This window comes from Ideonella sp. (assembly GCF_041914305.1).
In the GTDB taxonomy this organism is placed as follows: Bacteria; Pseudomonadota; Gammaproteobacteria; order Burkholderiales; family Burkholderiaceae_C; genus Ideonella.
This window is the reverse complement of sequence record NZ_JAYSDQ010000028.1, coordinates 1-24337: the sequence shown is the minus strand read 5'-3', so window position 1 is coordinate 24337 and position 24337 is coordinate 1. Positions and strand designations below refer to the sequence as shown.

23 protein-coding genes are annotated in these 24337 nt (G+C 68.0%); 13 read left to right on the top strand and 10 right to left on the bottom strand.

Annotation, left to right across the window (positions count from 1 at the left end):
* The first annotated feature begins 85 nt into the window (after positions 1–85).
* From ACE3SG_RS26920 to ACE3SG_RS26905, 4 genes are all read left to right on the top strand, one after another.
* Positions 86–571: a hypothetical protein gene (locus tag ACE3SG_RS26920; RefSeq protein WP_374569341.1), complete on the top strand. Its 486-nt coding sequence runs from the start codon at positions 86–88 to the stop codon at positions 569–571.
* Entirely contained in the window at positions 568–924 is a 357-nt protein-coding gene (locus ACE3SG_RS26915; RefSeq protein WP_374569340.1) for an arsenate reductase, read from the top strand. The genes ACE3SG_RS26920 and ACE3SG_RS26915 overlap by 4 nt, the downstream gene beginning before the upstream one ends.
* 200 nt (positions 925–1124) lie before the next feature.
* Positions 1125–2897 (top strand): DUF1800 family protein, encoded by a 1773-nt coding sequence (locus tag ACE3SG_RS26910; RefSeq protein WP_374569339.1) that lies wholly within the window; start codon positions 1125–1127, stop codon positions 2895–2897.
* Positions 2898–2915: 18 nt separating this feature from the next.
* Positions 2916–4358 (top strand): DUF1501 domain-containing protein, encoded by a 1443-nt coding sequence (locus ACE3SG_RS26905; protein WP_374569338.1) that lies wholly within the window; start codon positions 2916–2918, stop codon positions 4356–4358.
* A 53-nt stretch (positions 4359–4411) separates the two neighbouring features.
* Here the strand turns inward: ACE3SG_RS26905 and ACE3SG_RS26900 are convergent, their stop codons facing one another.
* A complete protein-coding gene (locus tag ACE3SG_RS26900; protein WP_374569337.1) occupies positions 4412–5914 on the bottom strand; it encodes an exopolyphosphatase in 1503 nt (500 codons plus the stop codon).
* 77 nt (positions 5915–5991) lie between these two features.
* Here ACE3SG_RS26900 and ACE3SG_RS26895 point away from each other — a divergent pair, with 77 nt between their 5' ends.
* Both ACE3SG_RS26895 and ACE3SG_RS26890 read left to right on the top strand, forming a co-directional pair.
* A complete protein-coding gene (locus tag ACE3SG_RS26895; RefSeq protein WP_374569336.1) occupies positions 5992–7725 on the top strand; it encodes a galactose oxidase-like domain-containing protein in 1734 nt (577 codons plus the stop codon).
* A gap of 239 nt (positions 7726–7964) precedes the next feature.
* Positions 7965–8741, top strand: coding sequence for a ZIP family metal transporter (locus ACE3SG_RS26890; protein ID WP_374569335.1), 777 nt, complete (start codon positions 7965–7967; stop codon positions 8739–8741).
* A gap of 35 nt (positions 8742–8776) precedes the next feature.
* Here ACE3SG_RS26890 and ACE3SG_RS26885 read toward each other — a convergent pair whose 3' ends face one another.
* The 4 genes from ACE3SG_RS26885 to trpS form a co-directional block, all read right to left on the bottom strand.
* Positions 8777–9211 carry a universal stress protein gene (locus tag ACE3SG_RS26885; RefSeq protein ID WP_374569334.1) on the bottom strand — a complete coding sequence of 145 codons (435 nt, stop codon included), beginning with the start codon at positions 9209–9211 and terminating at the stop codon, positions 8777–8779.
* Between the two features lie 113 nt (positions 9212–9324).
* Positions 9325–10194: a sulfurtransferase gene (locus ACE3SG_RS26880; RefSeq protein WP_374569333.1), complete on the bottom strand. Its 870-nt coding sequence runs from the start codon at positions 10192–10194 to the stop codon at positions 9325–9327.
* Between the two features lie 22 nt (positions 10195–10216).
* The gene (locus ACE3SG_RS26875; protein ID WP_374569332.1) at positions 10217–11119 is read right to left on the bottom strand and encodes a DMT family transporter; all 903 of its coding nucleotides are present in this window, start codon (positions 11117–11119) and stop codon (positions 10217–10219) included.
* 17 nt (positions 11120–11136) lie between these two features.
* Positions 11137–12144, bottom strand: a complete 1008-nt coding sequence (trpS, locus tag ACE3SG_RS26870) for a tryptophan--tRNA ligase (RefSeq protein ID WP_374569331.1) — start codon at positions 12142–12144, stop codon at positions 11137–11139.
* A 96-nt stretch (positions 12145–12240) separates the two neighbouring features.
* Here trpS and purN point away from each other — a divergent pair, with 96 nt between their 5' ends.
* A complete protein-coding gene (purN, locus tag ACE3SG_RS26865; protein ID WP_374569330.1) occupies positions 12241–12885 on the top strand; it encodes a phosphoribosylglycinamide formyltransferase in 645 nt (214 codons plus the stop codon).
* Here the strand turns inward: purN and ACE3SG_RS26860 are convergent.
* Positions 12878–13543 (bottom strand): DUF1345 domain-containing protein, encoded by a 666-nt coding sequence (locus ACE3SG_RS26860; RefSeq protein WP_374569329.1) that lies wholly within the window; start codon positions 13541–13543, stop codon positions 12878–12880. The genes purN and ACE3SG_RS26860 overlap by 8 nt on opposite strands.
* Positions 13544–13595: 52 nt before the next feature.
* On the opposite strand from ACE3SG_RS26860, the gene ACE3SG_RS26855 reads away from it, so the two are divergent.
* Both ACE3SG_RS26855 and ACE3SG_RS26850 read left to right on the top strand, forming a co-directional pair.
* On the top strand, positions 13596–14855 hold the full coding sequence (locus tag ACE3SG_RS26855; protein WP_374569328.1) for an RsmB/NOP family class I SAM-dependent RNA methyltransferase: 1260 nt from the start codon (positions 13596–13598) through the stop codon (positions 14853–14855).
* A gap of 129 nt (positions 14856–14984) precedes the next feature.
* Positions 14985–16211: a fatty acid desaturase gene (locus ACE3SG_RS26850; RefSeq protein WP_374569327.1), complete on the top strand. Its 1227-nt coding sequence runs from the start codon at positions 14985–14987 to the stop codon at positions 16209–16211.
* A 338-nt stretch (positions 16212–16549) separates the two neighbouring features.
* Here ACE3SG_RS26850 and rpmG read toward each other — a convergent pair whose 3' ends face one another.
* From rpmG to trxB, 3 genes are all read right to left on the bottom strand, one after another.
* Positions 16550–16720, bottom strand: coding sequence for a 50S ribosomal protein L33 (gene rpmG / locus ACE3SG_RS26845; protein WP_025564431.1), 171 nt, complete (start codon positions 16718–16720; stop codon positions 16550–16552).
* Between the two features lie 41 nt (positions 16721–16761).
* Positions 16762–16995 (bottom strand): 50S ribosomal protein L28, encoded by a 234-nt coding sequence (rpmB, locus tag ACE3SG_RS26840; protein ID WP_329716519.1) that lies wholly within the window; start codon positions 16993–16995, stop codon positions 16762–16764.
* 147 nt (positions 16996–17142) lie between these two features.
* On the bottom strand, positions 17143–18102 hold the full coding sequence (gene trxB / locus ACE3SG_RS26835) for a thioredoxin-disulfide reductase (RefSeq protein WP_374569326.1): 960 nt from the start codon (positions 18100–18102) through the stop codon (positions 17143–17145).
* Positions 18103–18346: 244 nt separating this feature from the next.
* Here trxB and ACE3SG_RS26830 point away from each other — a divergent pair, with 244 nt between their 5' ends.
* From ACE3SG_RS26830 to lolA, 3 genes are all read left to right on the top strand, one after another.
* Positions 18347–19012 (top strand): Crp/Fnr family transcriptional regulator, encoded by a 666-nt coding sequence (locus ACE3SG_RS26830; RefSeq protein ID WP_374569325.1) that lies wholly within the window; start codon positions 18347–18349, stop codon positions 19010–19012.
* Positions 19013–19087: 75 nt separating this feature from the next.
* Complete coding sequence (locus ACE3SG_RS26825) at positions 19088–21397, top strand: DNA translocase FtsK (RefSeq protein ID WP_374569324.1); 2310 nt, start codon at positions 19088–19090, stop codon at positions 21395–21397.
* Positions 21390–22007, top strand: coding sequence for an outer membrane lipoprotein chaperone LolA (gene lolA, locus ACE3SG_RS26820; protein ID WP_374569323.1), 618 nt, complete (start codon positions 21390–21392; stop codon positions 22005–22007). Before ACE3SG_RS26825 ends, lolA begins: the two co-directional genes overlap by 8 nt.
* Before the next feature lie 73 nt (positions 22008–22080).
* On the opposite strand, the gene ACE3SG_RS26815 is transcribed toward lolA, so the two are convergent.
* Positions 22081–22626: a chemotaxis protein CheW gene (locus ACE3SG_RS26815; RefSeq protein ID WP_374569322.1), complete on the bottom strand. Its 546-nt coding sequence runs from the start codon at positions 22624–22626 to the stop codon at positions 22081–22083.
* 133 nt (positions 22627–22759) lie between these two features.
* Between ACE3SG_RS26815 and ACE3SG_RS26810 the strand changes: the two genes are divergently transcribed.
* Positions 22760–24151: a replication-associated recombination protein A gene (locus ACE3SG_RS26810; protein WP_374569321.1), complete on the top strand. Its 1392-nt coding sequence runs from the start codon at positions 22760–22762 to the stop codon at positions 24149–24151.
* Positions 24152–24337 lie beyond the last annotated feature (186 nt).

Genomic DNA, 24337 nt, shown 5'->3' with positions numbered 1-24337 from the left:
GGCGCGGTGATAGATTGGACGTGCCGTTTTCGCACTGCAGCAAAGCGCCGCCATCCACGTTCGCTCCCCAGTGAAGATGATGCCTTTGTCCACGAGAATTTGCGTGCTCGCCGCGGCGGCCCTGGCAGGCTGCGCGGGCTACGGCCCCGGCCAGTTGCCCACCGGCGCCACCGCCCGCCAGGTGCAGGACCAGATGGGCCCGCCCACCGGCCGCTACCCGCGGCCCGAGGGCGGCGAGCGGCTCGAATTCGCCCGCGGCCCGTTCGGCAAGCACACCTTCATGGTCGATCTCGATGCCACCGGCAAGGTGGAGCGCTGGGACCAGGTGTTGCGCGAAGACGTCTTCAACCAGATCACGCCCGGCATGACCGCCGACGAGTTGCGCTACAAACTCGGCCGCCCGGTCCACCAGTTCGGCATCTGGCGTGGCGCCACCGTCTGGGCCTGGCGCTATGAAACGCCCTTTTGCCAGTGGTTCATGGTGACGGTGGAGCCGAGCCGCGTGGTGCGGGACTCGGGCTACGGCCCGGACCCGATTTGTGAAGTGAACGAGAAAGACGAGCTCCGATGACGTTGCGCCTGCATGGCATCCCCAACTGCGACACGGTCAAGCGCGCCCGCGCCTGGCTGACCGACCATGGTGTGGCGCACGACTTCATCGATTTCAAGAAGGCCGGGGCAAGCCCGACCGATCTGCGGCGCTGGGCCCAGGCGGTCGGTTGGGAAAAATTACTGAACCGCCAAGGCGCCACTTGGCGCAAGCTCGACGCGGCCACGCAGGCCCGCGTTGTCGACGCTGCGAGCGCCGAGCAACTGATGCATCAGCAGACCAGCGTGATCAAGCGCCCGGTCGTGGAGTGGCCCGATGGCGCCGTCACGGTCGGGTTTTCCCCAGAGGCGTGGGCTTCCCGGCTGCCGGGGTGAAAAGGCCGGCTGATTAAATTTGTGACATCGCGCAGCGCATGAGGGCCAGCCCTTTTCAGGGCAGGCACGCGGATTGCCGTCGCAATCGGTTACGAATAGGCCCCACTGAAGGGCCTTTTGGCACTTCATCATTCGCCGCCGGGGTCTAACCGGCACGCAGTACTGTTCCTTCGAACAGGCCGTGCCGCCCGCCACGAACTATGAAGCGACACCTTGTTTGGGAGGGCCGCCCCCTGCGGCGTTGGCTGGTGGCCGGCATGGCCGCCGTGGCGCTGGCAGGCTGTGGCGGCAGCGGGGGCGGTGACGACGACAGCGCGGCCGCGGGCGAGCGGCGCACCGCAGCCGGTGTCACCGGCGGTCAGGGCGAAGGCGCCGAAGCCTTCGTGACCACCCAGTCCGACGCGGTTCGGCTGGCGCACCAGGCCACGTTCGGGCCGAGCGAGGCGCTGGTCGCCAACATCCGCACCAAGGGGGCCAAGGCCTGGATCGTCAACCAGCTGGGCTTGTCGGTCTCGCGCTACAAGCTGGGCGGCGACAACTCGCCCGACAAGAACACCTCGACGACCGACTTCTGCCAGCTGCCGGACCACGTTAAAGACCCCAACTGCTGGCGCGACTACCTGTCGTCCGAACCGCTGCTGTGGGACTTCTACCGCAATGCGGTGCGCAACGACGACCAGTTGCGCCAGCGGGTGGCACTGGCGCTGAACCAGCTGCTGGTGATCAGCAATGTGGACGTCGACGGCACCTACGGCCTGCGCCTGTTCTACAACAACATGATGGCCGGCGCGTTCGGCAACTACCGCGACCTGCTGCGGCAGGTGGCCGTCTCGCCGATGATGGGCGAGTACCTGAACCACGTGAACAACGACCAGGCGGCGCCGAACGAGAACTTCGCGCGCGAGCTGCTGCAGCTGTTCACGATCGGGCCGTGCAAGCTCAACAACGACGGCTCGCTGGTGGGTGGCAAGTGCGTCGCCACTTACGACAACGAGCGCGTGCGCTCATACGCCTATGCGCTGACCGGCTGGACCTACCCGCCCGGTGGTGCTGACCGCTGGGGCTGCCACCCCGACGGCGCCAACTGCAAGTACCTCTACGGCGAGATGGTGCCCGCGGGCGGCACGCTGCGCGACACCAGGCAGCGCAAGCTGCTGTCCGACGTGCTCGTGCCTGCCAGTGCCACGGCGCCGAAAGCGCTCGACAAGGTGCTCGACAGCCTGATGTCGCACCCGAACATCGGCCCGTTCGTCGGCAAGCACCTGATCCAGCAACTGGTGACCAGCAACCCGACGCCCGAGTATGTGGCCCGGGTGACCAAGGCCTTCAATACCGGCACCTACGACGGCATCGGCACCGGCAAGAAGGGTGACCTCTCGGCCACGGTGGCCGCCGTGCTGCTGGACAAGGAAGCCCGGACCGAAAAGCCGTCGGACAAGGCGGGCCGGCTGCGCGAGCCGGCACAGCTGTTCACCGGCGTGATCCGCGCCATCGGCGGCGACACCGACGGCAACGCGCTCGGCTGGTGGCAGGGCGAGAACATGAGCCAGCACATCTTCCGCGCGCCGACGGTCTTCAACTACTACCCGCAGGACTTTCCGCTCAGCGGCAGCAAGCTGATCGGGCCGAGTTTCGGCATCCACAACGCCAGCACCGCGCTGAACCGGCTGAACTACCTGACGATGATGTTCGACTGGAACGGCGCCGACCCGCAGAAAGACGTGCCCGGTGCGGTCGGCACCAAGCTGAACTACGACGCCTGGGTGGCCGACGCCAGCGATGCGCCCAAGCTGGTCGACCGCATGAGCAACCTGGTGCTGGGCCAGCCCTTGCCGGGGCCGGCGCGCACCAAGGTGATCGAGGCCGTGGAGCACTACAACGACAAGAACAGCCCCGGGGACTGGCGCAAGCAGCGCGTGCAACGCGCCGGCTGGCTCGTGATGAGCGCGCCGCAGTACCAGATCATCCGCTGAACGACGCAAGGCCCGACGATGAAACGCATCACCTCTTCCTCTTTGCGCCGTCGCGACTGGTTGCGCATGCTGGGCGGCACGGCCGGCCTGGCAGCGCTCGGCGGCGTGGGCTCGCTGCTGGCGCCGCGCAGTGCGCAGGCCGGCGATTACAAGGCCCTGGTCTGCATCTACCTGGTCGGCGGCAACGACGGCTACAACATGATGGTGCCGACCGATTCGCGCTTTGCGCAGTACAGCCAGGCGCGCAGCCTGCTGGCGCTGCCCAAGACCTCGCTGCTGCGGCTGTCGGGCACCGATTTCGGCCTGCACCCGTCGATGAAGCCGCTGCTGCCGATGTGGTCGGCCGGGCACTTGGCGCCGATCGTCAACGTCGGCCCGCTGTCGGCGCCGTTGACGAAGGCGCAATACGTGGCCGCGGGAGCCGACTCGCCGCTGGTGCCGGACAACCTGTTCTCCCACTCCGACCAGCAGCGCGCCTGGGAAACCGCGAGCACCGAGTCGATGGCCCGCACCGGCTGGGGCGCCCGCGCGACCGAGACGATGGCGACCACCTACCCGGTGATCTCGCTGGGTGGCAACAGCCGCTTCGGCACCGGCGAAACATCGCCGGCCCTGGTGTTGCCCGGGCCAGGCGGCGTGTTCGCTGCGGCCGGCCTGGCGCCCGGTGACATCGCCTACCCGGCCGACCAGAAGCGCAAGGCCGCGGTCGATGCGTTGTACGCGCCGGGCCAGAAGGGCGAGATGACCGAGATCTACGCCAGCATGCAGCGCGACGCGTTCGAGATGTCCGACCGGTTGGCCGAGCTGGTCAAGGGGCTGCCCGGCGACAACAGCGTGCCGGCCGGGATCGACAAGGCGTTCGACCCGCTGATCGACGGCCAGACGCTGACGACCAGCCTGGGCAGCCAGCTTTACCAGATCGCCAAGCTGATCGCCGGCCGCCAGCAGGTGCAGGGCGACCGCCACATCTATTTCGCCAGCCTGGGCGGCTTCGACACCCACGCCAACCAGATCGCCAACAGCGACAGCACGACCGGCAGCCACGCCGACCTGCTGGCCCAGGTGGCCAGCGCGATGGCCTGCTTCCACGACGCGATGGTCAACCTGGGCCTGAACAAGCAGGTCACCGCGTTCACCAGCAGCGATTTCGGCCGCACCTTCCTGCCCAACAACAGCAGCGGGTCCGACCACGCGTGGGGCAACATCCAGCTGGTGTGCGGCGGCTCGGTCAAGGGCGGCGCCACCTATGGCGAGTACCCGACGCCGGTCCTCGGCGGCCCCGACGACGTGGGCGTGGAAGAGTGGGAAAAGCAGGGCCGCTGGATCCCGACGGCCAGCGTCGACCAGTACGCCAGCACGCTGCTGAAGTGGTTCGGCTCCACCGGGCCGCAGATCGACGCGATCCTGCCCAACCTGTCGGTCTTCCCGGACCGCACGCTGGGTTTCATGCTGCCGGCTTGACGTCGTTGGGCGGCGCGCGTGGGCGGCTTTCGCGGCCCCGCGCGCCGTGACGCTCAGGGCAGTTCGAGCGACAGCGCCCCGCTGCGCGCCCAGGCTTCGGCTTCTTCGCGCAACAGGTGCAGCGCGCGCGGGTGCTGGTCGGCCCAGCCTTGAGGCCAGCGCAAGTAAGCCGTCTGCCCGCGCCGCTCGATGTCGATGGCGCCAGGGTCGACCGAGCCTCGCGCATGGCACTGGATGACCGCCAGTCGCAGGCACAGCAGCTGCCAGGCGACGTCCTCCCGGGCCAGTGCATCGTCGATCTTGCGCAGGCCGCCCCGCTGGCCGAGCACCAGCTCGGCCACCCGGCGCTGCTGGCTTTGCGAAAAGCCGGCAGCGTCGACATTGGCCACCAGGTAGGCACTGTGCCGGTGGTGGTCGTGGTGCGACACCATCAGGCCGATCTCGTGCAGCTCGGCGGCCCAGCGCAGCTCGTGCTGCCGTTCGGCGTCGGCGCCGGGGGCGATCTGGCCATGCCAGCGCAGCGCCAGATCGCGCACGCGCCGGGCCTGTTCGCGGTCGACCGCAAAGCGGTGCTGCAGCCGCTGCACCGAATCGTCGCGCAGATCGTGCCCGCGCGCGAGGTGGTGAGCCACCAGACGGTCATGCAGGTCGATGATCACGCCCTGGCGCAGCGCGCCCTTGGCCGGCAGCAGCTCGGGGATGCGAAAGTGCGTGGCCAGCGTGTACAGGATCGCCACCCCGCCGGCCAGCACCGCACGGCGCTCGGGCTTCAGGCCGGGCAGCTTGATGCGCTCGACCGAGCCGGCGGCGATGCACTCGGTGATCAGCCAGCGCAGCCCCTCGGGCGTGATGCGGCCGTCGGTCTTGCCGCTGGCCGCCAGCACCTCTGAGACAGCGCCGGCCGTGCCGGACGAGCCCAGCGCCTCGTGCCAGCGGTTGGGCGTGTAGTCGGCCAGGGCCTCTTCCAGCTCGGCGCCGGCGGCCACCTGCGCCGCGCGGAAGGCGCTGGCCGAATAGCGGCCTTCAGGAAAGTAGCGCATCGACAGGCTGACGCTGCCGACCTGGAACGACTCGGCCTGCGCGGGCTGCCGGCCTTGGCCAAGGATCATCTCGGTCGAGCGGCCGCCGATGTCGATCACCAGCCGTTTGGCGTCCGACGGCTGCAGGTGCGACACGCCGGCGTAGATCAGCCGGGCTTCCTCGCGGCCCGAGATCACCTCGATCGGCACGCCGAGCGCCGCTTGCGCCCGCTCGAGAAAGGCATTGCGATTGCGTGCCTCGCGCAGCGTCTGCGTCGCGACCGCGCGTACCTGCGCCGCACCCAAACCGGCCAGGCCGTCTCGAAAGCGCTTCAGGCAGGCCAGGCCGCGCAGCGCGGCCTCTTCGGTCAGCATGCCGTCGGCGTCCAGGCCGGCGCCCAGGCGCACGGTTTCCTTCAGGTATTGGTGCCTGCGGTATCGGCCGTCTCGCATCTGGCCGATTTCCAGCCGAAAGCTGTTCGACCCCATGTCTATCGCGGCCAGAGGGCCGGATGGGGAGGGCAAAGTTAGGGGCATGGCCACGAATTGTGCAGGCGAACGACAGGGTGGGCAGGCAAAATTCAGGGCAAACCCAAATATGTGGAGGTGCGTCCATGTCCCGCCCGATGTCGTTGAAGAAGAGTCCGTCCATCATCACCGTGCGCCGCGCTGGTGGCCATGCGCTGAAGCTGCTGGCGATTGCCGCGCTGGCCAGTTGCGGCGGTGCGCTGTCGCCCGATGCCTCGTTGCAAGTCGAGGAAGACCGGCAAAGCGCCTTCGATGCACCGGTCGACTACGGCGCCGGCCCGGGAGTGGCCTGGGACGAAGATGCGAGCGGGCGTGAATCGGCCCTGGGTGAGCAGCGCGCGCAGGCCATCAGCGTGCCCACGGGCCCATCCGATGCGCACCAGAAGGGCGTGTTCGGCGCCGCGTTCACCTGGCCGCTGATCCCGCTGCACACCGTGCTGTTGCCCGACGGCCGTGTGCTCAGCTATGGCAGCAAGCCCAGCGGCATCCAGGGCGCCTTGCTGAACTACGCGATCTGGGACCCGGCACAAGGCATGGGCTCGAAGTCCAAGACGCTGTTGTCCAACACCACGGGCACCGACATCTTCTGCGCCGGCCAGGCCCTGTTGCCGGTGACCGGCGACGTGCTGCTGGTCGGCGGTGACCGCATCGTCAACGGCCAGCGCAACTACGCCAACAACGACGTCAACCTGTTCACCCCGGCCAACAACCAGTTGACCAAGCAGGCCCAGTCGATGGCCTACCAGCGCTGGTACGCCACGTTGATCACCACCGCCAGTGGCGAGCAGGCGGTCATCGGTGGCCGCATCGACCGCTTCTACGAAGGCAACAGCCAGTACCCGCCGACGGCCGACACCTACGCCAGCACCCCCGAGGTCTACAACGCCACCACCGGCTGGCGCACGCTGACCACCGCGACCAGCGACGCGGCCTACGGTGGGCGCGTGCAAGCCTGGAACTACCCGCGTGCCTGGTGGTCGCCGCAAGGCAAGGTCGTCATCTTCAACGTGATGGGTGAGATCTACTCGCTCGACGTGTCCGGCACCGGCGCGGTCACCCAGTTGCCCGGCACGATGCCGGCTGGCGCCTACATGCTGCCGGCGGCGATGTACCAGCCCGGCAAGATCCTGTCGGTTCGCGACGCTGCCCAGGCGGTCGTGGTCGACATCAACGGCGACAGCCCGGTCGTCACGCCGGCCGCGCCGCTGTCGGCCGACCGCCAGTTCGGCAACGCCACCGTGCTGGCCGACGGCAAGGTGTGGGTCAACGGGGGCTCGACCACCGGCAACGACCTGGTCGGCGCGGTCTACGACTCGGAGACCTGGGACCCGGCCACCGGCACCTGGACGCCGGCAGCGACCGCCACCAAGGCACGGCTGTACCACAGCATCTCGATGCTGATGCCCGACGGCTCGGTGCTGACCGGCGGCGGTGGTGCGCCCGGCCCGGTGTCCCAGTTGAACGCCGAAATCTACTTCCCGCCGTACCTCTACAAGAACGACGGCTCGGGCTTGCCGGCGACTCGGCCGGGCATCGTCACCGCGCCCACGGCGGCCACCTGGGGCCAAACCATTCCGGTGGCGATGAGCAACAAGAACGCCGTCACCCGCATGACGCTGGTGCGTTTCGGCGCGGTCACGCATGCGTTCAGCAACGAGCAGCGCTTCCAGGACCTGAGCTTCACGCAGACCGGTAAGAACCTCAGCGTCACCTTGCCGGCCCTGGCCAACAATGCGCCGCCGGGGTTCTACATGCTGTTCGCGATCGATTCGAACGGCGTCCCGTCGAAGGCCAAGATCCTGCGTCTCGGCCAGTCTTGAGCCAGTGTGCCGGCGGGGCTGGCCCGTCGGCCCCATCGCCGGGGCGGGCGGGTCGCTTGGCGAGCGCGGCGCTTGACACGGTTGATAAGATCTCGGCAGATCTGGTCCCGGCCGCCCAGCCGCGCGTGACGGTGGGATTGGGCGACCGCCGCGGGCCGCGGTGCAGGGCACTGCCTGCAGCCGCCAGCTGATTCGCGCCGCCGCGCCTTCGGGCGCGGTTTTCATTTCCACGCCAACCCATGACCCTGCTCTACATCGTTGCCGCCACGCTGATCGGCGGGGTGCTGTCGGTCGTGATCGCTGCGTCGATGACCTTCGCCGTGCTGGGCAGGCTGGTCAAGCACCTGGTCAGCCTGTCGACCGGCGTGCTGCTCGCGACGGCGCTGCTGCATGTGTTGCCCGAGGCGTTTGAGAGCCAGAAGGCCAGCCCGCACGCGCTGTTCACCACCTTGCTGGTCGGGTTGCTGTTCTTCTTCTTGCTGGAAAAGGCCGAGCTGTACCGCCATGCCCACCACCACGAGGGCGACGGGCACGAGCACCATCACCACTTCGATGCCGAGCAGGCCGGGCGCGGTGGCTTCAGCGTGCTGGTCGGCGACAGCATCCACAACTTCTGCGATGGCGTGATCATCGCGGCCGCCTTCCTGGCCAGCCCGGAGTTGGGCGTGACGACCTCACTCGCAGTGATCCTGCATGAGATCCCGCAGGAGGTGGGCGACACCATCGTGCTGATCAACGCGGGCTTCAGCCGCCAGAAGGCGCTGCTGTACAACGCGGCGTCAGGCCTCACCGCGGTGGTCGGCGGGGTGTTGGGCTACTTCGTCGTCGGCGCCTGGCAGGACGTGTTTCCGTACCTGCTGGTGGTGGCGTCGAGCAGCTTCATCTACGTGGCGGTGGCCGACCTGATCCCGCAGATGCAACGGCATCTGCCCTGGCGCGAAATCCTCGCCCAGGTGGCGTGGATCGGGGCCGGGCTGCTGCTGGTGTTGTCGGCCACCCGGCTGATGCACGACTGAGCGGCGCCCGGCCGCTGCGTCGCGCTGGCGGCGCGCTACTTGACGATCAGGATCGGCACCGCGCTGTGCGTCAGCACCTTTTGCGTTTCGCTGCCCAGCAACAGCGCGCTGACACCTCGCCGGCCATGTGACGCCATCACGATCAGGTCACAGCCTTGGGCCTTGGCGTAGTCAGTGATCGCTTCCCAGGGGTGGAGTGCTTCGACGGTGTGGCCCGCGCAGCTCAGGCCTTCGAGGGCCGCGGCGTCGACGACCGATTTCACCCTCGCCGCGGCAATGCGCTCCTGGGCGTCGTAAAACTCCTGCGGCGGCACCGGCTGCATCTCGGAGATTGCGCTGTAGGGGAACGGCTCCTTGACGCTGATCGTCGACAACCGCGCCCCCAGCGTCTTCGCCAGCCGGATGGCGGTCTGAACGGCCTTGGACGTGATGTCGGACCCGTCGGTGGGAACCAGGATGTTGCTGTACATGCTGCTCTCCTTCGCTGGCGCGCCGGAAATGCCCGGCCCATCTGTCAAGTGTTGCGCGTTCGGCGCCGCTTGTCTTGATACCCGTCAAGCACCCAAGGTGTCGCGCGGCAGCCTCAGCCGCGCGCCACCGCCCGCTCGGGGTCGCTGGACCACTCGCTCCACGATCCCGGATAGAGGGCCGAGCCGGTCAGACCGGCGGCTTCCATCGCCAGCAGGTTGTGGCAGGCGGTGACGCCCGAGCCACACTGGTGGACGATGCGTTCGGCGGGCGTGCCGAAGGCCGCAAAGGCCTTCTTCAATGCGTCGGCCGGTAGGAAGCGCCCATCCGCGCCGATGTTGTCCTTGAAGAAGCGGTTGCGCGCGCCGGGGATGTGGCCGGCCTGCGCATCCAGCGGCTCGACATCGCCGCGGAAGCGCTCGGGCGCGCGCGCATCGATCACCAACAGAGCGGCGGGCGAGGCCTGCAGCAGACTGGCTGACACCGTCGGCATCGCGGGTGCCCGGGCCGGGTAGGGCGTGGCAGCCGGTTCGGGCCGGCAGGGGGCCAGGTCGACGGGCCCACCGGCCGCTTGCCAGGCGGCGAGACCGCCGTCCAGCACCGCCACCTGGCTGTGGCCCAGCCAGCGCAGCAGCCACCACGCACGCGCCGCGTACGGGCCGCCCTGGTTGTCGTAGGCCACGACCGGCGTGTCCGGGCCGATGCCCCAGGCCGTCAGCGTTGCGGCAAAGCCTTCGCGTGTGGGCAGCGGGTGGCGACCACCGTCGATCGCGCCGCGCGCCGTCTTCGCGCCCGACAGGTCGCGGTCGAGGTGGGCGTAGCGTGCGCCCGGCAAATGGCCCTTGGCATGCGCGGCCTCGCCGGCCTTCGGGTCGGCGAGGTCGAAGCTGCAATCGAGCAGAACCGGCCAGGCGGCCGATGGGCCGAGCCTGGCCAACAGGTCGGTGGCGCTGATCAGGGGGGAGGGCAGGGGCAGGGTGGGCATGGCGGGCATGAGGAATGGGGCTTCAGGATTCGAAGCTGGATGATTCGCTGGCGGCGGGCGCGCTGCGCTGGCGCAGCCGGGTGGCGGCCAGGCCGGCGCCGACGATCAGCACCATGCCGGCCAGCGCCACGAGCGTGACCGGATCGTCGAAGATCAGCACGCCGAAGATGAACGAGAAGACGATGCCCAGGTACTGCAGGCTGGCGTTGGTGAGCGCCCGGCCGATGGCATAGGCGCGCGTCATCATCATCTGCGCCACGGTGGCCAGCACGCCGGTGGCCAGCAGCAGCGCGGCGCCGAGCCAGGTGTGGCCGTGCGCGCCGCTGGCCAGCATCAGCAAGCCGCCGGCCACGATGCCGCCCAGCGAGAAGTAGAAGACGACGCGGTATTCCGGCTCGCCCACCCGGCCCAGCGCGGTGACCTGCAAATAGGCCATGGCGGCGCCGATGCCCGAGGTGAGGCCTGCCAGCGCGCCCTGGAACTGGTCGTGTTCGAGCGTGGGCTGCAACACCAGCGCGACGCCGGCGAAGCCGGTCAACACGGTGGCCACCAGCCGCGGGTCGACCTTGGCCGAGCCCAGCATCACCGCCCCGCCGATCAGGAACAGCGCCATCCACACCGAGCTCATGTAGTTCAGCGTGATGGCGGTGGCCAACGGCAGCTTGCCGATCGAGTAGAACCACAGCACCAGCGAGCAGACGCCGGTCAGGCTGCGCCAGAAATGCATCCCCGGCACGGTGGTGCGCAGGCTGCCGCCGCGCACCTGGGTGAAACCGAAGATGAACAGGGCGCCCACCACGCTGCGGTACAGCACGATCTCACCGGCGCTGTAGTAGGCCGAGGCCAGCTTGACGCAAACGCCCATGACCGAGAACAGCAGCGCCGCCATCAGCATCAGCAGCGGGGCAGACAGGCGGGGCGTCACGTCGTTGCGCCGTCGTATCAGTACGCCAGGCCCATCGCTTCGCGCACGTCCTTCATCGTCTGCCGGGCGATCGTGCGCGCCCGCTCGGTGCCCATCTCGACGATCCAGTGCACCTGCTTCGGGTTCGACAGGTAGGCCTCGGCACGCTCGCGCCAGGGCTGCTGTTCGCGCTGGATCGATTCGATCACCGGTTGCTTGCAATCGAGGCAGCCGATGCCTGCGGTGGTGCAGCCTTGCTGCACCCACGTCTGCGTCTCGGCGTTGGAGTAGAGCTGGTGGAAAGGCCAGACGGGGCAGCGTGCCGGGTCGCCGGCGTCGCTTCGGCGCACGCGCTGCGGGTCGGTCGGCATGCGGCGGATCTTCTGCGCCACCACGTCGGGCTCCTCGCGCATCTCGATCGTGTTGTCGGCGCTCTTGCTCATCTTCTCGCCGTCCAGGCCGGGCAATCGCGCCGTTTCGGTGAACAGGGCCGCAGGCTCGGGCAGCACCGGCTCGGGCTGCCCGCGGCCGTACAGATGGTTGAAGCGGCGGGCCACTTCGCGCGTCACCTCGACGTGCGCGGCCTGGTCTTCGCCCACCGGCACGAAGTTGGCGCGGTAGATCAGGATGTCGGCCGCCTGCAGCAGCGGGTAGCCGAGGAAGCCGTAGGTTGCCAGGTCGCGGTTCGGCTGGGCCGTGATCTGGTGCTTGTAGCTCGGCACCCGCTCGAGCCAGCTGAGCGGCGTGCCCATCGCCAGCAGCGTGAACAGCTCGGCGTGCTCCGGAATGCGGCTCTGGATGAACAGCGTCGCGCGGTTCGGGTCGACCCCGGCGGCCAGCCAGTCCACCACCATGTCGTAGACATTGCGCTCGATGACCTCGCGCTCCTGGTAGTGGGTGGTCAGCGCATGCCAGTCGGCGACGAAGAAGAAGCAGTCGTGGTCGTCCTGCAGCCGCACCCAGTTCTTCAGTGCACCGTGGTAGTGGCCGAGGTGCAAGGCGCCGGTGGGGCGCATGCCGGAAAGAACGCGGGGGCGCGTGACCATGTTCGCGGGGCGGCCGGGAAGCCTCAGTAAAGCGGCCGACGATTCTCTCAGACCGGCACCGGCCGGCGGAGGGCCCGCTTAAACTCTGCCGCCTCTATGAAGCGAATCGTGATCCTGCTGTCCGGCCGTGGCAGCAACATGCAAGCCGTCGTCGAACGCTGCGCCGCCGAGGGCTGGCCGGCGCGGGTGGTCGGCGTCGTCAGCAACAAGGCCGACGCGGCCGGGCTGGCCTGGGCGGCCGAGCGTGGCATCGCGACCGCCGTGGTCGATCACAAGGCGTTCCAGACCCGCGAGGCCTTCGACGCCGAGCTGGCCCGCGTGATCGACCTGTGGGGCCCCGACCTGCTGGTGTTGGCCGGTTTCATGCGCATCCTCGGCGCCGGCTTCGTGCGGCACTACGAAGGGCGGATGTTGAACGTGCACCCGTCGCTGTTGCCGGCCTTCACCGGCCTGCACACGCACCGGCGCGCGATAGAGGCCGGTTGCAAGCTGGCCGGCGTCACGGTGCACTTCGTGACGCCCGAGCTCGACCACGGCCCGATCGTGGCCCAGGCGGTCGTGCCGGTACTGCCGGGTGACGACGAGGAATCGCTGTCGGCACGCGTGCTGGAGCGCGAGCATCTGCTGTACCCACGCGCCGTGCGCTGGTTCGTCGAAGGCCGCCTGCAGCTGGCCGATGGCATCGTGACGCAGCTGGACGGCGAATCACAGGTGCTCTGGCCCGCCTCGGTGCTCAGCTGACCGACGGCAGCAGCCCCGCGGCGATGTTGATCGCCAACGCCAGGATGGCGGCATTGAAGCCGAACGACAGCACCGCCTGCAGCAGCACCAGGCCACGCATCGTGCGGTTGGTGATCACGACATCGGCGGTCTGTGCAGCCACCGCGAGCGTGAAAGAGAAGTACAGGAAGTCGACGTAGTTCGGCTGGAAGCGCGGGTCTTCGTCGGGGAACTTCAACCCGCCCGGCTGGGCGTGGTGGTAGTAGTGGCTGGCGTAGCTGAGGGTGAAGACCACCGGCAACAGCAACCACACGCCGACCAGCGTGCTGACCGCCAGCCCCACGTGAGCCAGGGCCAACGGCGAGCCGTGCCCCGTGCGCGCCCAGGCCAGCTCGGCCACGATGGCCGCCACGCTGGCCACGCTGGCGGCGATCACCAGGCCCAGCACCACCGCGGCACCTTCGGCGTGGGCCAGCGAGGTGCGCCGCAATTGGCCATGGTCGGCCCGCGCCATCGTCCAGGCCATCATCGCCAGGTAAGACCAGACACCGACGTTCCAGCCGATCAGGCCCTGGCTCACCCGTGTGCTGGCCGGCGCGTACAAACCTGCGACCACGCCGATCACCAACGCCAGCGACATTCGCGGCCGCACCGTCAAATGCGACCAGACGCGCTTCATGCGCGGCGGCGCACGTCGCGGGCGCGCTGCGGGGCACGGGGATAATCCACCCATGCATCCTAATGCCCTGTTGGACCTGGCGACCGAGCTGTTGCGCCAGGTGCTGAAACTCGATCAACCGGCCGACGCTGTGGTGTCGGCCTTCTTCCGCCGCCACCGAGGCCTCGGCCCGCGCGAGCGCCACAGCCTGGCCGAGACCACCTACGCCGTGCTGCGCCAGCGCTTGCGGCTAGCCCACCTGGCCCAGAGCGGCAGCGGCGCGCTGGAGCGCCGCCTGGCCGCGCTGGCCTGGCAGGGCAGCGACACCTTCCTGCGTGGGGCCCTGGGCCCTCAAGAGCAGAAGTGGCTGGCCGAGGTGCAGGCCATCGACACCGAGGGCCTGCCCGAGAAGCTGCGCCACAACCTGCCGGACTGGCTGGCTTCGGCGCTGAAGAAGGAATTGGGCGACGACTTCTGGCCGCTGGTGAAGGCCATCGAGCAGGCGGCGCACCTGGACCTGCGGGTCAATGCGCTGAAGGCCAAGCGCGACGACGTTCGCGCGGCGCTGGCCGAGGCCGGCATCGAGGCCGTGCCGACGCCCTATTCGCCGTGGGGGCTGCGCATCGAAGGCAAGCCGGCGCTGCAAAAGCTCGAGCTGTTCATCCGCGGTGATGTCGAGGTCCAGGACGAAGGCAGCCAGCTGCTGGCGCTGTTGCTGGCACCCAAGCGCGGCGAGATGGTGGTCGACTTCTGTGCCGGCGCCGGCGGCAAGACCTTGGCTTTGGGCGCGCTGATGCGCAACACCGGCCGGCTGTACGCCTTCGACGTGTCGGGCCACCGGCTCGAAGGGCTCAAGCCGCGCCTGGCGCGCAGCGGCTTGTCCAACGTCTACCCGGCCCAGATCGCCCACGAGCGCGACGAGCGCATCAAGCGCCTGGCCGGCAAGATCGACCGCGTGCTGGTCGATGCGCCATGTTCCGGCCTGGGCACGCTGCGCCGCAATCCCGACCTGAAATGGCGCCAGTCGCCCAAGGCGATCGAAGAGTTGAACGCCAAGCAGCGCGACATCCTGGCCAGTGCGGCACGGCTGGTCAAACCGGGCGGGCGGCTCGTCTACGCGACCTGCAGCCTGCTGCACAGCGAGAACGAGGCGATTGCCGAGGCCTTCGCCGCCGCCCACCCTGATTTCGAGCCCTTGCCCGCCGGTCCGGCGCTGGCATCGGCGCAGATCGAGCGGGCCGACGAGCTGGTGACCGGTGACTACCTGCGCCTGTGGCCGCACAAGCACGGGACCGACGGCTTTTTCGCCGCCGCCTGGCAGCGCCGGGCTTGAGCTGGCTCGGGTGGCCACCATTTACCTTCGCAACTGCTGGTTTTCTCCTGCGTTTTTCCCACGCTGGCGGGCCCGGCATCGTCACTACAATTTGGCACTTGCCCGAATCCCGGGTGCCTGAGCACGCACATGACCGATCTGGAAGCGATTTTCTCGGCCTTTATTGATTGGGCGGCGCATGGCTTGGTCGGCGCCAATTGGTGGCAGCTGATCGTGCTGACGCTGGTCATGACCCACATCACGATCGCTTCGGTCACCATCTTCTTGCATCGCTCGCAGGCGCACCGTGCGCTCGAGCTGCATGCGATCCCGTCGCATTTCTTCCGCTTCTGGCTGTGGATGACCACGGGCATGGTCACCAAGGAATGGGTGGCCATTCACCGCAAGCACCACGCCAAGTGCGAAACCCAGGACGACCCGCACAGCCCCGTCGCCCACGGCATCAAGACCGTGCTGCTGACGGGCAGCGAGCTGTACCGTGCCGAAGCCAAGGTGCAGGAAACGCTGGACAAGTTTGGCCACAACACCCCGAACGACTGGATCGAGCGCAACCTCTACACCCGCCACAGCGCGCTGGGGGTCAGCCTGATGCTGATCATCGACGTGCTGCTGTTCGGCGCTGCCGGCGCCACGGTGTGGGCGGTGCAAATGGCGTGGATCCCGATCACCGCGGCCGGCATCATCAACGGCCTGGGCCACTGGTGGGGCTACCGCAACTTCGAAGCGGTGGACGCGTCGACCAACATCTCGCCCTGGGGCGTGATCATCGGCGGCGAAGAGCTGCACAACAACCACCACACCTACCCCACCTCGGCCAAGCTGTCGGTCAAGCCGTACGAATTCGACATCGGCTGGGCCTACATCCGCGGGCTCGAGATGCTGCACCTGGCCAAGGTGCGCAAGACCCCGCCGCAGCTGGTGCTGGGCTCGGTCAAGCCGGTGGCGGACTCGCAAACGCTCGAAGCCGTCATCGCCAACCGCTACGAGGTGATGGCGAACTACGCCAAGCAGCTGCGCCGCACCTGCGCGGTCGAGCTGGCGAACTTGAAGGCCCAGGGCGCCGCCAAGACCGGCGCGGCCTGGACGAACCTGCGCATCGCCGAACGCTGGCTGCACCGCGACGCCGAGAAGATCCCCAGCAACCTGCGCACCCACCTCGACCACGCGATGGACGATGCGCCGGTGCTGAAGAAGCTGGTGACGATGCGAGAAGAGCTTCGCCTGCTGTGGACCCGCACCAACGTATCGGCCGAGCAACTGGTGGCCGACCTGCAGGACTGGTGCCGCCGCGCCGAAGAGAGCGGCATCGCTGCGCTGCGTGAGTTCTCCATGCAGCTTCGGGCTGCGCACGCGTAGTTTTTGGCCCCCACGCCCCTTTCCAGGGGCTGCCCCCCGAGGGGGCTCGCGCAGTGGACCGGCGAAGCCGGATCCACGCACGCCACTTGGAGGGTCCGGGCTTCGCCGGACCATTGGAGCCCGCCGAATGGTGGGCTTTTTTCATGGTGATTCGGGCGCGCTGCGCGTTGCATTGCGCAGGAGGCTGAGCGGATTCAAGATTGTCGCGCTCTGCCGAGAAGGCGGCTGGGGCGACGGTGGCTGCGAGGGGGCCCACGCGAAGCGGAGTGGTGCCATACAGCGCGCCCATGAAAAAAGCCCGCCAGGGGCGGGCTTCTTATGCCAAGCAAGCGCAGGGCTTACTTCAGCTTGATTTCCTTGTACAGCACGTGCTTGCGCGCCTTCGGATCGAACTTCATGAATTCGAGCTTCTCGGGCGTGGTCTTCTTGTTCTTGTTCGTGGTGTAGAAGTGGCCGGTGCCTGCGGTGGACTCCAGCTTGATCTTCTCGCGGCCGCCTTTGCTTGCCATGGTGCGTGACTCCTGTCAGTGCGTTGAGTGGGCGGCGCGCTTTACAGCGTGCCCTTGGCGCGCAGGTCGGCGACGACCTGGTCGATGCCGACCTTGTCGATCAGACGCAGCGCGGCGTTGCTGATGCGCAGGCGCACCCAACGGTTTTCGCTCTCAACCCAGAAGCGGCGGTACTGCAGGTTCGGCAGGAAGCGACGCTTCGTTTTGTTGTTGGCGTGGGAAACATTGTTCCCGACCATCGGGCCCTTGCCCGTGACTTGACACACGCGAGCCATGTAGCTCTCCTTGAATTGATGACGGCAGCGCCCCATGCGCTCCGGCTGGGCTCACGCACATGCGCCGAAAGGGCGGCGAGAGCCCAAAGTAACCAGGCATTCTACAACAGCCTGGTTCGGGGCGCCAAGAAGCAAAGGAATCAGCCCTCAGGCCTCTTGCTCGAGGAACCGCTGCGCGTCCAGTGCGGCCATGCAGCCCGAGCCGGCCGAGGTGATGGCCTGGCGGTAGATGTGGTCCTGCACGTCGCCCGCGGCGAACACGCCCGGCACGCTGGTCATCGTGGCAAAGCCGGCCTGGCCGGTGCGGGTGTTGATGTAGCCGTCCTTCATCTCGACCTGGCCCTTGAAGATGTCGGTGTTGGGCTGGTGGCCGATGGCGATGAAGCAGCCCTTGAGCGCCAGCTCGGTGGTGGCTTCGCTCATCGTGTCTTTCAGGCGCACGCCGGTCACGCCGCTCTGGTCGCCCAGCACTTCGTCCAGCGTCTTGAACAGGTGCAGCTCGATCTTGCCGGCGGCGACCTTGTCCATCAGCTTGTCGATCAGGATCGCTTCGGCGCGGAACTTGTCGCGGCGGTGCACCATGTGCACCTTGCTCGCGATGTTCGACAGGTACAGCGCCTCTTCGACCGCCGTGTTGCCGCCACCGACCACGCAGACCGTGTCGCCGCGGTAGAAGAAGCCGTCGCAGGTGGCGCAGCCGCTGACGCCGCGGCCCATGAAGGCTTCTTCAGAGGGCAGCCCCAGGTACTTGGCCGACGCGCCGGTGGCGATGATCAGCGCGTCGCAGGTGTAGGCGCCCGAATCGCCCTTGAGTTTGAAGGGCCGCTGCGACAGATCGACTTCGTTGATATGGTCGAACACGATCTGGGTCTGGAACCGTTCGGCATGCTGCTGGAATCGCTGCATCAACTCGGGGCCCTGCACGCCCATCACATCGGCCGGCCAGTTGTCGACGTCGGTCGTCGTCATCAGCTGGCCGCCCTGGGCCATGCCGGTGACGAGCAGCGGCTTCAGGTTGGCGCGGGCCGCGTAGATGGCGGCCGAGTAGCCGGCCGGGCCGGAACCGAGGATCAGGACTTTGGCGTGGGTGGGGGTCGAAGTGCTCATGGCGTGGCAGGTGAGGGCGCGAAGCGGCGCTTGCAAGAGGCCTGGCCGCGGCGGCCCGAATGTGGCGTGAAGGCCACCATGGACACGCGACGCCCGTCGAGGGAAACCGATATGCTCGGGCCTGCGCAAGAATACGGTCGGTCGCATTCTAATGAGCGGCCGGCATACCCAGCCTCGGTGCGGGCATAACGCCAACGGGGCCGTGCATGCCACCTGCAAAGGGCCAACAAAGAGGGGATGACTGATGTCGATGCTGTCCAACCTGGACTTGATTCGCCGGGTGCCGTTGTTCTCGATGCTGACGAACGAACAGGCCCGCGCGGTGGCCGACGGGGTGGTCAAGCGGCGCTACCGGCGCGGCGAGATCGTCGTCGAGCAGGGCAAGAAAAGTAACGCGCTGTTCATCCTGCTCAATGGCCGAGCACGGGTGCTGACCTCCGACTCGCGCGGCCGCGAAGTGATCCTCGCGGTGCTCGAGGCTGGCGACTACGTCGGCGAGATGAGCCTGATCGACAACCAGCCGCACTCGGCCACCGTGCGCTGCGAGGTGCAAAGCGACATGCTGATCCTCGGCCGGCCCGAGTTCGCGCGCTGCCTGCCCGAAAATTCGAGCCTGTCGTACGCGATCATGCGTGGCCTGGTCGGGCGGCTGCGCAGCGCCGACCGGCAGATCGAATCGCTGGCCCTGCTCGACGTGTACGGCCGCGTGGCCCGCACGCTGCTCGACATGGCCGAAGACGTCGACGGCGAGAAGATCATCAAGGGCAAGGTGTCGCGGCAGGACATGGCCAAGATCGTCGGCGCCTCGCGCGAGATGGTCAGCCGCGTGATGAAGGACCTCGAAGAACGCGGGGTGATCGAGACGCTGGAAAGCGGCTCGGTCGTGTTGAAGAACCGAATGCCTGAATGATCGATCGTTTGCTGTTGCTGATTTCGCCCGATTCGCGCCGCGCCCGCGGCGCCTTCTCTGCCCCGATGTCACGCCATGTGGCGTAACGCCGCACTGAACGGCCCCGGCACCACCGCAGGCGCTGCGCGGGCCGCCGCTGCCCCCGCCCACCCCGTTCGGCAACGCCTGCGCCAGGTGCTGATGACGCTGGCCTGGCTGGCGCTCGCGCTGGCGTTGGTCAGCCGCCGCGCCGACGACCCTGGCTTCTCGACCAGCGGCCAAGGCGGCCCTGTGATGAACTGGCTGGGCGCCCCTGGGGCCTGGGTGGCCGACGTGCTGCTGGTGCTGTTCGGCTTCTCGGCCTGGTGGTGGGTGCTGGCCGGCGGGCGGCAGCTGTGGGTGGGCTGGCGTGCGGTGCAGCGCGGCGAGGCGCTGCAACCGTGGCCGCGCTCGGCGCGCATCGGCGGCCTGGTGCTGCTGCTGGTGGCCAGCTGTGCGCTCGAATGGACGCGCCTGTACGGCTGGGAATCGCGCCTGCCCGGCCATGCCGGCGGGGTGGTGGGCTATTGGCTCGGCCCGCTGTCGATGAAGCTGGGCTTTCTCGCCTCGGGTGTGCTGTGGATCAGCCTGCTCGTGGTGGCGCTGCCGCTGGCCTTGCGCTTCTCGTGGCTGCGCGTGGCCGACGGCCTGGGCGCCTGGGTCGAAGGTTTCCGCGAGCGCCACATCGAAAAGCGTGAGATCGCCGAAGACGTGCGCCTGGGTGAATTGGCCCAGCGCGAGCGCGAGATCGAGGTCGAGGAAGACCGCGAGGAGTTCGAGGAACACGCGCCGATCGTGATCGAGCCGCCGGTGCTCGAAGTGCCCAAGTCCGAGCGGGTCGCGCGCGAGCGGCAGAAGCCGCTGTTCATGGAGCTGTCGGACAACAAGCTGCCGCAGATCGACCTGCTGGACAAGCCGCCGGCGCGCGTCGAGACGGTGACGCCCGAGTCGCTCGAAATGACCAGCCGGCTGATCGAGAAGAAGCTGTCGGACTTCGGCGTCGAGGTGCGCGTGGTCGCCGCCCAGCCGGGCCCGGTGATCACCCGCTACGAGATCGAGCCTGCCACCGGTGTCAAGGGCTCGCAGATCGTCAACCTCGCGAAGGACCTGGCGCGCTCGTTGTCGCTGGTGTCGATCCGCGTGGTCGAGACGATCCCGGGCAAGAACCTGATGGCGCTCGAATTGCCCAATGCCAAGCGGCAGACGATCCGCCTGGCCGAGATCCTGGGCTCGCAGGTCTACAACGACGCCGGCTCGCTGCTGACGATGGCGCTGGGCAAGGACATCATCGGCGCGCCGGTGGTGGCCGACCTGGCCAAGATGCCGCACTGCCTGGTCGCCGGCACCACCGGCTCGGGCAAGTCGGTGGGTATCAACGGCATGATCTTGAGCCTGCTGTACAAGGCCGAGCCGCGCGACGTGCGGCTGATCATGATCGATCCGAAGATGCTCGAAATGAGCGTCTACGAAGGCATCGGCCACCTGCTGTGCCCGGTCGTCACCGACATGAAGCAGGCCAGCAACGCGCTGAACTGGTGTGTCGGCGAGATGGAGCGGCGCTACAAGCTCATGAGCAAGATGGGCGTGCGCAACCTGGCCGGCTACAACAAGAAGATCGACGACGCCAAGGCCCGCGGCGAGCTGATCCCCAACCCCTTCAGCCTCACGCCGGAAGAGCCCGAGCCGCTGGAGCGGCTGCCGTTCATCGTGGTCGTGATCGACGAGCTGGCCGATCTGATGATGGTGGTCGGCAAGAAAGTCGAAGAGCTGATCGCCCGCCTGGCGCAAAAGGCGCGCGCCGCCGGCATCCACCTGATCCTGGCCACACAGCGCCCCAGCGTCGACGTGATCACCGGCCTGATCAAGGCCAACATCCCGACCCGCCTGAGCTTCCAGGTGTCGAGCAAGATCGACAGCCGCACCATCCTCGACCAGATGGGCGCCGAGGCGCTGCTGGGCATGGGCGACATGCTCTACATGGCCTCGGGCACGGGGCTGCCGGTGCGTGTGCACGGCGCCTTCGTGTCGGACGACGAGGTGCACCGCGTGGTCGAGGCGCTGAAGGCGCAAGGCCCGGCCAACTACATCGAGGGCATTCTCGAAGGCGGCACCTTGGACGGCGAGGGTGGCGAAGCCGGTGAGGGCGGCGGTGGCGCGGGCGGCGGCGAAGCCGACCCGATGTACGACCAGGCTGTGGCGATCGTGCTGCAGCACCGCAAGGCCTCGATCTCGTTGGTGCAGCGCCATTTGCGCATCGGCTACAACCGCGCGGCGCGCCTGCTGGAACAAATGGAGCAATCCGGGCTCGTAAGCTCCATGTCGACCAATGGCAACCGAGAAATCCTGTTGCCCAAGCGTGATGAATAGTGTCCGGTTTGTAGCGCCCGCCGTCTTGCTGCTGTCGCTCAGCGGCGCGGCCTGGGCCGATGCCGCCGAATCGCTGCGCGCCTTCGTGCGCGATGTGAAGTCGGGCCAGTCCAGCTTCACCCAGACGGTGACCTCGCCCGACGGCGCGAAGCAGAAGCTGTCGTCGGGCAACTTCAGCTTCGCGCGGCCGAACCGCTTTCGCTTCGACTACGCCAAGCCCTATGCGCAGACCATCGTCAGCGACGGTGTGAAGGTCTGGTTCCACGACCCGGACCTGAACCAGGTCACCGTGCGCAAGGTGGGCGACGCGCTGGGCAGCACGCCGGTCGCGCTGTTGACCGGCTCGTCGATCGAAAAGAACTTCGCGCTGAAGAACCAGCCCGACAAGGACGGCCTCGAATGGGTCCAGGCCACCCCGCACGAGACGGGTGGCACGATCCAGTGGCTCAAGGCCGGCTTCAAGGGCAAGGCCTTGATGGCGGTCGAGATCGCCGACAGCTTCGGCCAGCGCTCGTTGCTGAAGCTCAACGACCTGGCCACCGAGGTGACGCTGCCCGCCGCCACCTTCAGCTTCAGCATCCCGGCCGGCGCCGACGTCTCGGAGCAGTAGGCCTGCGCCGATCCAGAAACGACAAGGGCGCCTCGCGGGCGCCCTTCTTCTTGGCCGGTGAGCGCCGCGTTGCTCAGTGCACCGCGGTGTCGGCGTCCATCAGGCCCATGTCGGGCGCGGTCATCATCTGCTCGATGTCCATCAGGATCAGCATGCGCTCGTCGTCGCCATGCTTGATGGTGCCCAGGCCGGTGATGTAGGCCGCGTCGATCGCACCATTGAATTCCGGCGCCGGCTTGATCTGGCCCGGGGCCAGTTCCAGCACGTCGCTGACCGAGTCGACCACCATGCCGACCGTGCGGTTGCCGATGTTCAGGATGATCACGACGGTGAAGCTGTTGTACTGCACGTCCGCCAGCTGAAAGCGCAGGCGCATGTCGACGATCGGCACGATCACGCCGCGCAGGTTCACGACGCCCTTGATGAAATGCTGGGTGTTGGCGATGCGGGTCGGCGGCTCGTAGCCGCGGATCTCTTGCACGCGCAGGATGTCGATGCCGTATTCCTCGCTGCCCAGCTTGAAAGACAGGTATTCGCGCGGTGCGCCGGCCGTGGCAGCAGCGGCGACGGGGGCGCCCACCGCAGCGGCGGGGCGGGTTTCAGTCGGGGTGGCGCTCATGGCAGGGGCTCCTTCGGTCGTTCCTGGGTCAACAGGCTGAAGTTTCCGCCGCTGCCGCCCCCTGCCAAAGCGTGAATAAGGGCCGGCGGGGCGGGCAATTCGATGCTTCGCCGCTTCGCGCCACAATCCACCAATGCCCCGGCAAGACGCCCTGTTCGACGATCAAGACCTGCCCGACGCCGCTGCCGAAGGGCCGGAGGCCGCCGCGCTGTCGCCGGCCGCGCCGCTGGCCGAGCGGCTGCGCCCGCGCCACCTCGACGAGGTGATCGGCCAGGCCCATCTGCTGGGCCCCGGCAAGCCGCTGCGGGTGGCCTTCGAGCAGGGCCGCCTGCACTCGATGATCCTGTGGGGCCCGCCAGGCGTCGGCAAGACCACGCTGGCCCGGCTGGTGGCCGGCGCGGTCGATGCCCGCTTCATCGTGCTGTCGGCGGTGTTGTCGGGGGTCAAGGAGATCCGCGACGCCGTGGCCCAGGCCGAGCTGGCCCGCGCCCAGGGCCGGCGAACGATCGTCTTCGTCGACGAGGTGCACCGCTTCAACAAGGCACAGCAAGACGCGTTCTTGCCGCATGTCGAGTCGGGCCTGTTCACCTTCATCGGCGCGACCACCGAGAACCCGTCGTTCGAGGTCAACTCGGCGCTGTTGTCGCGGGCGACGGTGCATGTGCTGAAGTCGCTCGAAGACGCAGACCAGCAGCAGCTGCTCGCGAGAGCGCGTGACCTGCTGGCCGCACCCGAGCTGGCGCCGGCCGCCGCGCAGCGATTGATCGGCTACGCCGACGGTGACGCGCGCCGCCTGCTCAACGCCTACGAAAACCTCGTCGCCCAACTGGGCCCCGGTGTCGAGCAGATCGACGAGGCGATGCTCGAACGCTCGCTCGGCGAACAGCTGCGCCGCTACGACAAGGGCGGCGACCAGTTCTACGACACGATCTCGGCGCTGCACAAGTCGGTGCGAGGCTCCGACCCCGACGCTTCGCTCTATTGGTTCGCCCGCATGCTCGATGGCGGCGCCGACCCGCGCTACCTGGCGCGCCGGCTGGTGCGCATGGCCAGCGAGGACATCGGCAACGCCGACCCGCGCGCCTTGCGGCTGACACTCGATGCCGCCGAGACCTACGAGCGCCTGGGCACGCCCGAGGGCGAGCTGGCCCTGGCGCAGGCCGTGGTCTACCTGGCCGTGGCGCCCAAGTCGAACGCGGTCTACAGCGCCTGGAACGCCGTGCGCGCCTTCGTCAAGCAGGACCTGACGCGCCCGGTGCCGGCGCACTTGCGCAACGCACCGACCAAGCTGATGAAAGCCCTCGGCCATGGCCAGGGCTATCGCTACGCGCACGACGAGGCCGGTGGCTTTGCCGCCGGCGAGCGCTACTGGCCCGATGGCCTGGACACGCCACCCCAGTTCTACCAGCCGGTGCCGCGTGGGCTGGAGTTGCGCATCGGCGAGAAGCTGGCCGAGTTGCGCCGGCTCAACGACGAGGCCCGCCAGGGCCCGGCGGACCCGCCCGACGCCGACGGCGAACCATAGCGCGCTGCCCCTTTGTCGAGGCGGCCCCAAGGGGGTAAGCCCGAGGGGGGACTGTGTAAGCGGTTCCTACAATCCCCGCGATCAGGGGGCCTGCACAGGCCCGGCCGTATCACCCGCGGGAGACCAGCTCGATGGATATCTTCGTACAACAGATCATCAACGGATTGGTATTGGGGAGCATGTACG

Coding starts and splice junctions, on each gene's coding strand:
- ACE3SG_RS26915 (WP_374569340.1), top strand. CDS start 568: ATGACGTTGCGCCTGCATGGCATCCCCAACTGCGACACGGTCAAGCGC.
- lolA (WP_374569323.1), top strand. CDS start 21,390: ATGAATAGTGTCCGGTTTGTAGCGCCCGCCGTCTTGCTGCTGTCGCTC.
- trxB (WP_374569326.1), bottom strand. CDS start 18,102: ATGAGCACTTCGACCCCCACCCACGCCAAAGTCCTGATCCTCGGTTCC.
- ACE3SG_RS26860 (WP_374569329.1), bottom strand. CDS start 13,543: ATGAAGCGCGTCTGGTCGCATTTGACGGTGCGGCCGCGAATGTCGCTG.
- trpS (WP_374569331.1), bottom strand. CDS start 12,144: ATGGTCACGCGCCCCCGCGTTCTTTCCGGCATGCGCCCCACCGGCGCC.
- purN (WP_374569330.1), top strand. CDS start 12,241: ATGAAGCGAATCGTGATCCTGCTGTCCGGCCGTGGCAGCAACATGCAA.
- rpmG (WP_025564431.1), bottom strand. CDS start 16,720: ATGGCAAGCAAAGGCGGCCGCGAGAAGATCAAGCTGGAGTCCACCGCA.
- ACE3SG_RS26900 (WP_374569337.1), bottom strand. CDS start 5,914: ATGCCCCTAACTTTGCCCTCCCCATCCGGCCCTCTGGCCGCGATAGAC.
- ACE3SG_RS26910 (WP_374569339.1), top strand. CDS start 1,125: ATGAAGCGACACCTTGTTTGGGAGGGCCGCCCCCTGCGGCGTTGGCTG.
- ACE3SG_RS26855 (WP_374569328.1), top strand. CDS start 13,596: ATGCATCCTAATGCCCTGTTGGACCTGGCGACCGAGCTGTTGCGCCAG.
- ACE3SG_RS26810 (WP_374569321.1), top strand. CDS start 22,760: ATGCCCCGGCAAGACGCCCTGTTCGACGATCAAGACCTGCCCGACGCC.
- ACE3SG_RS26890 (WP_374569335.1), top strand. CDS start 7,965: ATGACCCTGCTCTACATCGTTGCCGCCACGCTGATCGGCGGGGTGCTG.
- ACE3SG_RS26885 (WP_374569334.1), bottom strand. CDS start 9,211: ATGTACAGCAACATCCTGGTTCCCACCGACGGGTCCGACATCACGTCC.
- ACE3SG_RS26880 (WP_374569333.1), bottom strand. CDS start 10,194: ATGCCCACCCTGCCCCTGCCCTCCCCCCTGATCAGCGCCACCGACCTG.
- ACE3SG_RS26905 (WP_374569338.1), top strand. CDS start 2,916: ATGAAACGCATCACCTCTTCCTCTTTGCGCCGTCGCGACTGGTTGCGC.
- rpmB (WP_329716519.1), bottom strand. CDS start 16,995: ATGGCTCGCGTGTGTCAAGTCACGGGCAAGGGCCCGATGGTCGGGAAC.
- ACE3SG_RS26825 (WP_374569324.1), top strand. CDS start 19,088: ATGTGGCGTAACGCCGCACTGAACGGCCCCGGCACCACCGCAGGCGCT.
- ACE3SG_RS26850 (WP_374569327.1), top strand. CDS start 14,985: ATGACCGATCTGGAAGCGATTTTCTCGGCCTTTATTGATTGGGCGGCG.
- ACE3SG_RS26830 (WP_374569325.1), top strand. CDS start 18,347: ATGTCGATGCTGTCCAACCTGGACTTGATTCGCCGGGTGCCGTTGTTC.
- ACE3SG_RS26815 (WP_374569322.1), bottom strand. CDS start 22,626: ATGAGCGCCACCCCGACTGAAACCCGCCCCGCCGCTGCGGTGGGCGCC.
- ACE3SG_RS26895 (WP_374569336.1), top strand. CDS start 5,992: ATGTCCCGCCCGATGTCGTTGAAGAAGAGTCCGTCCATCATCACCGTG.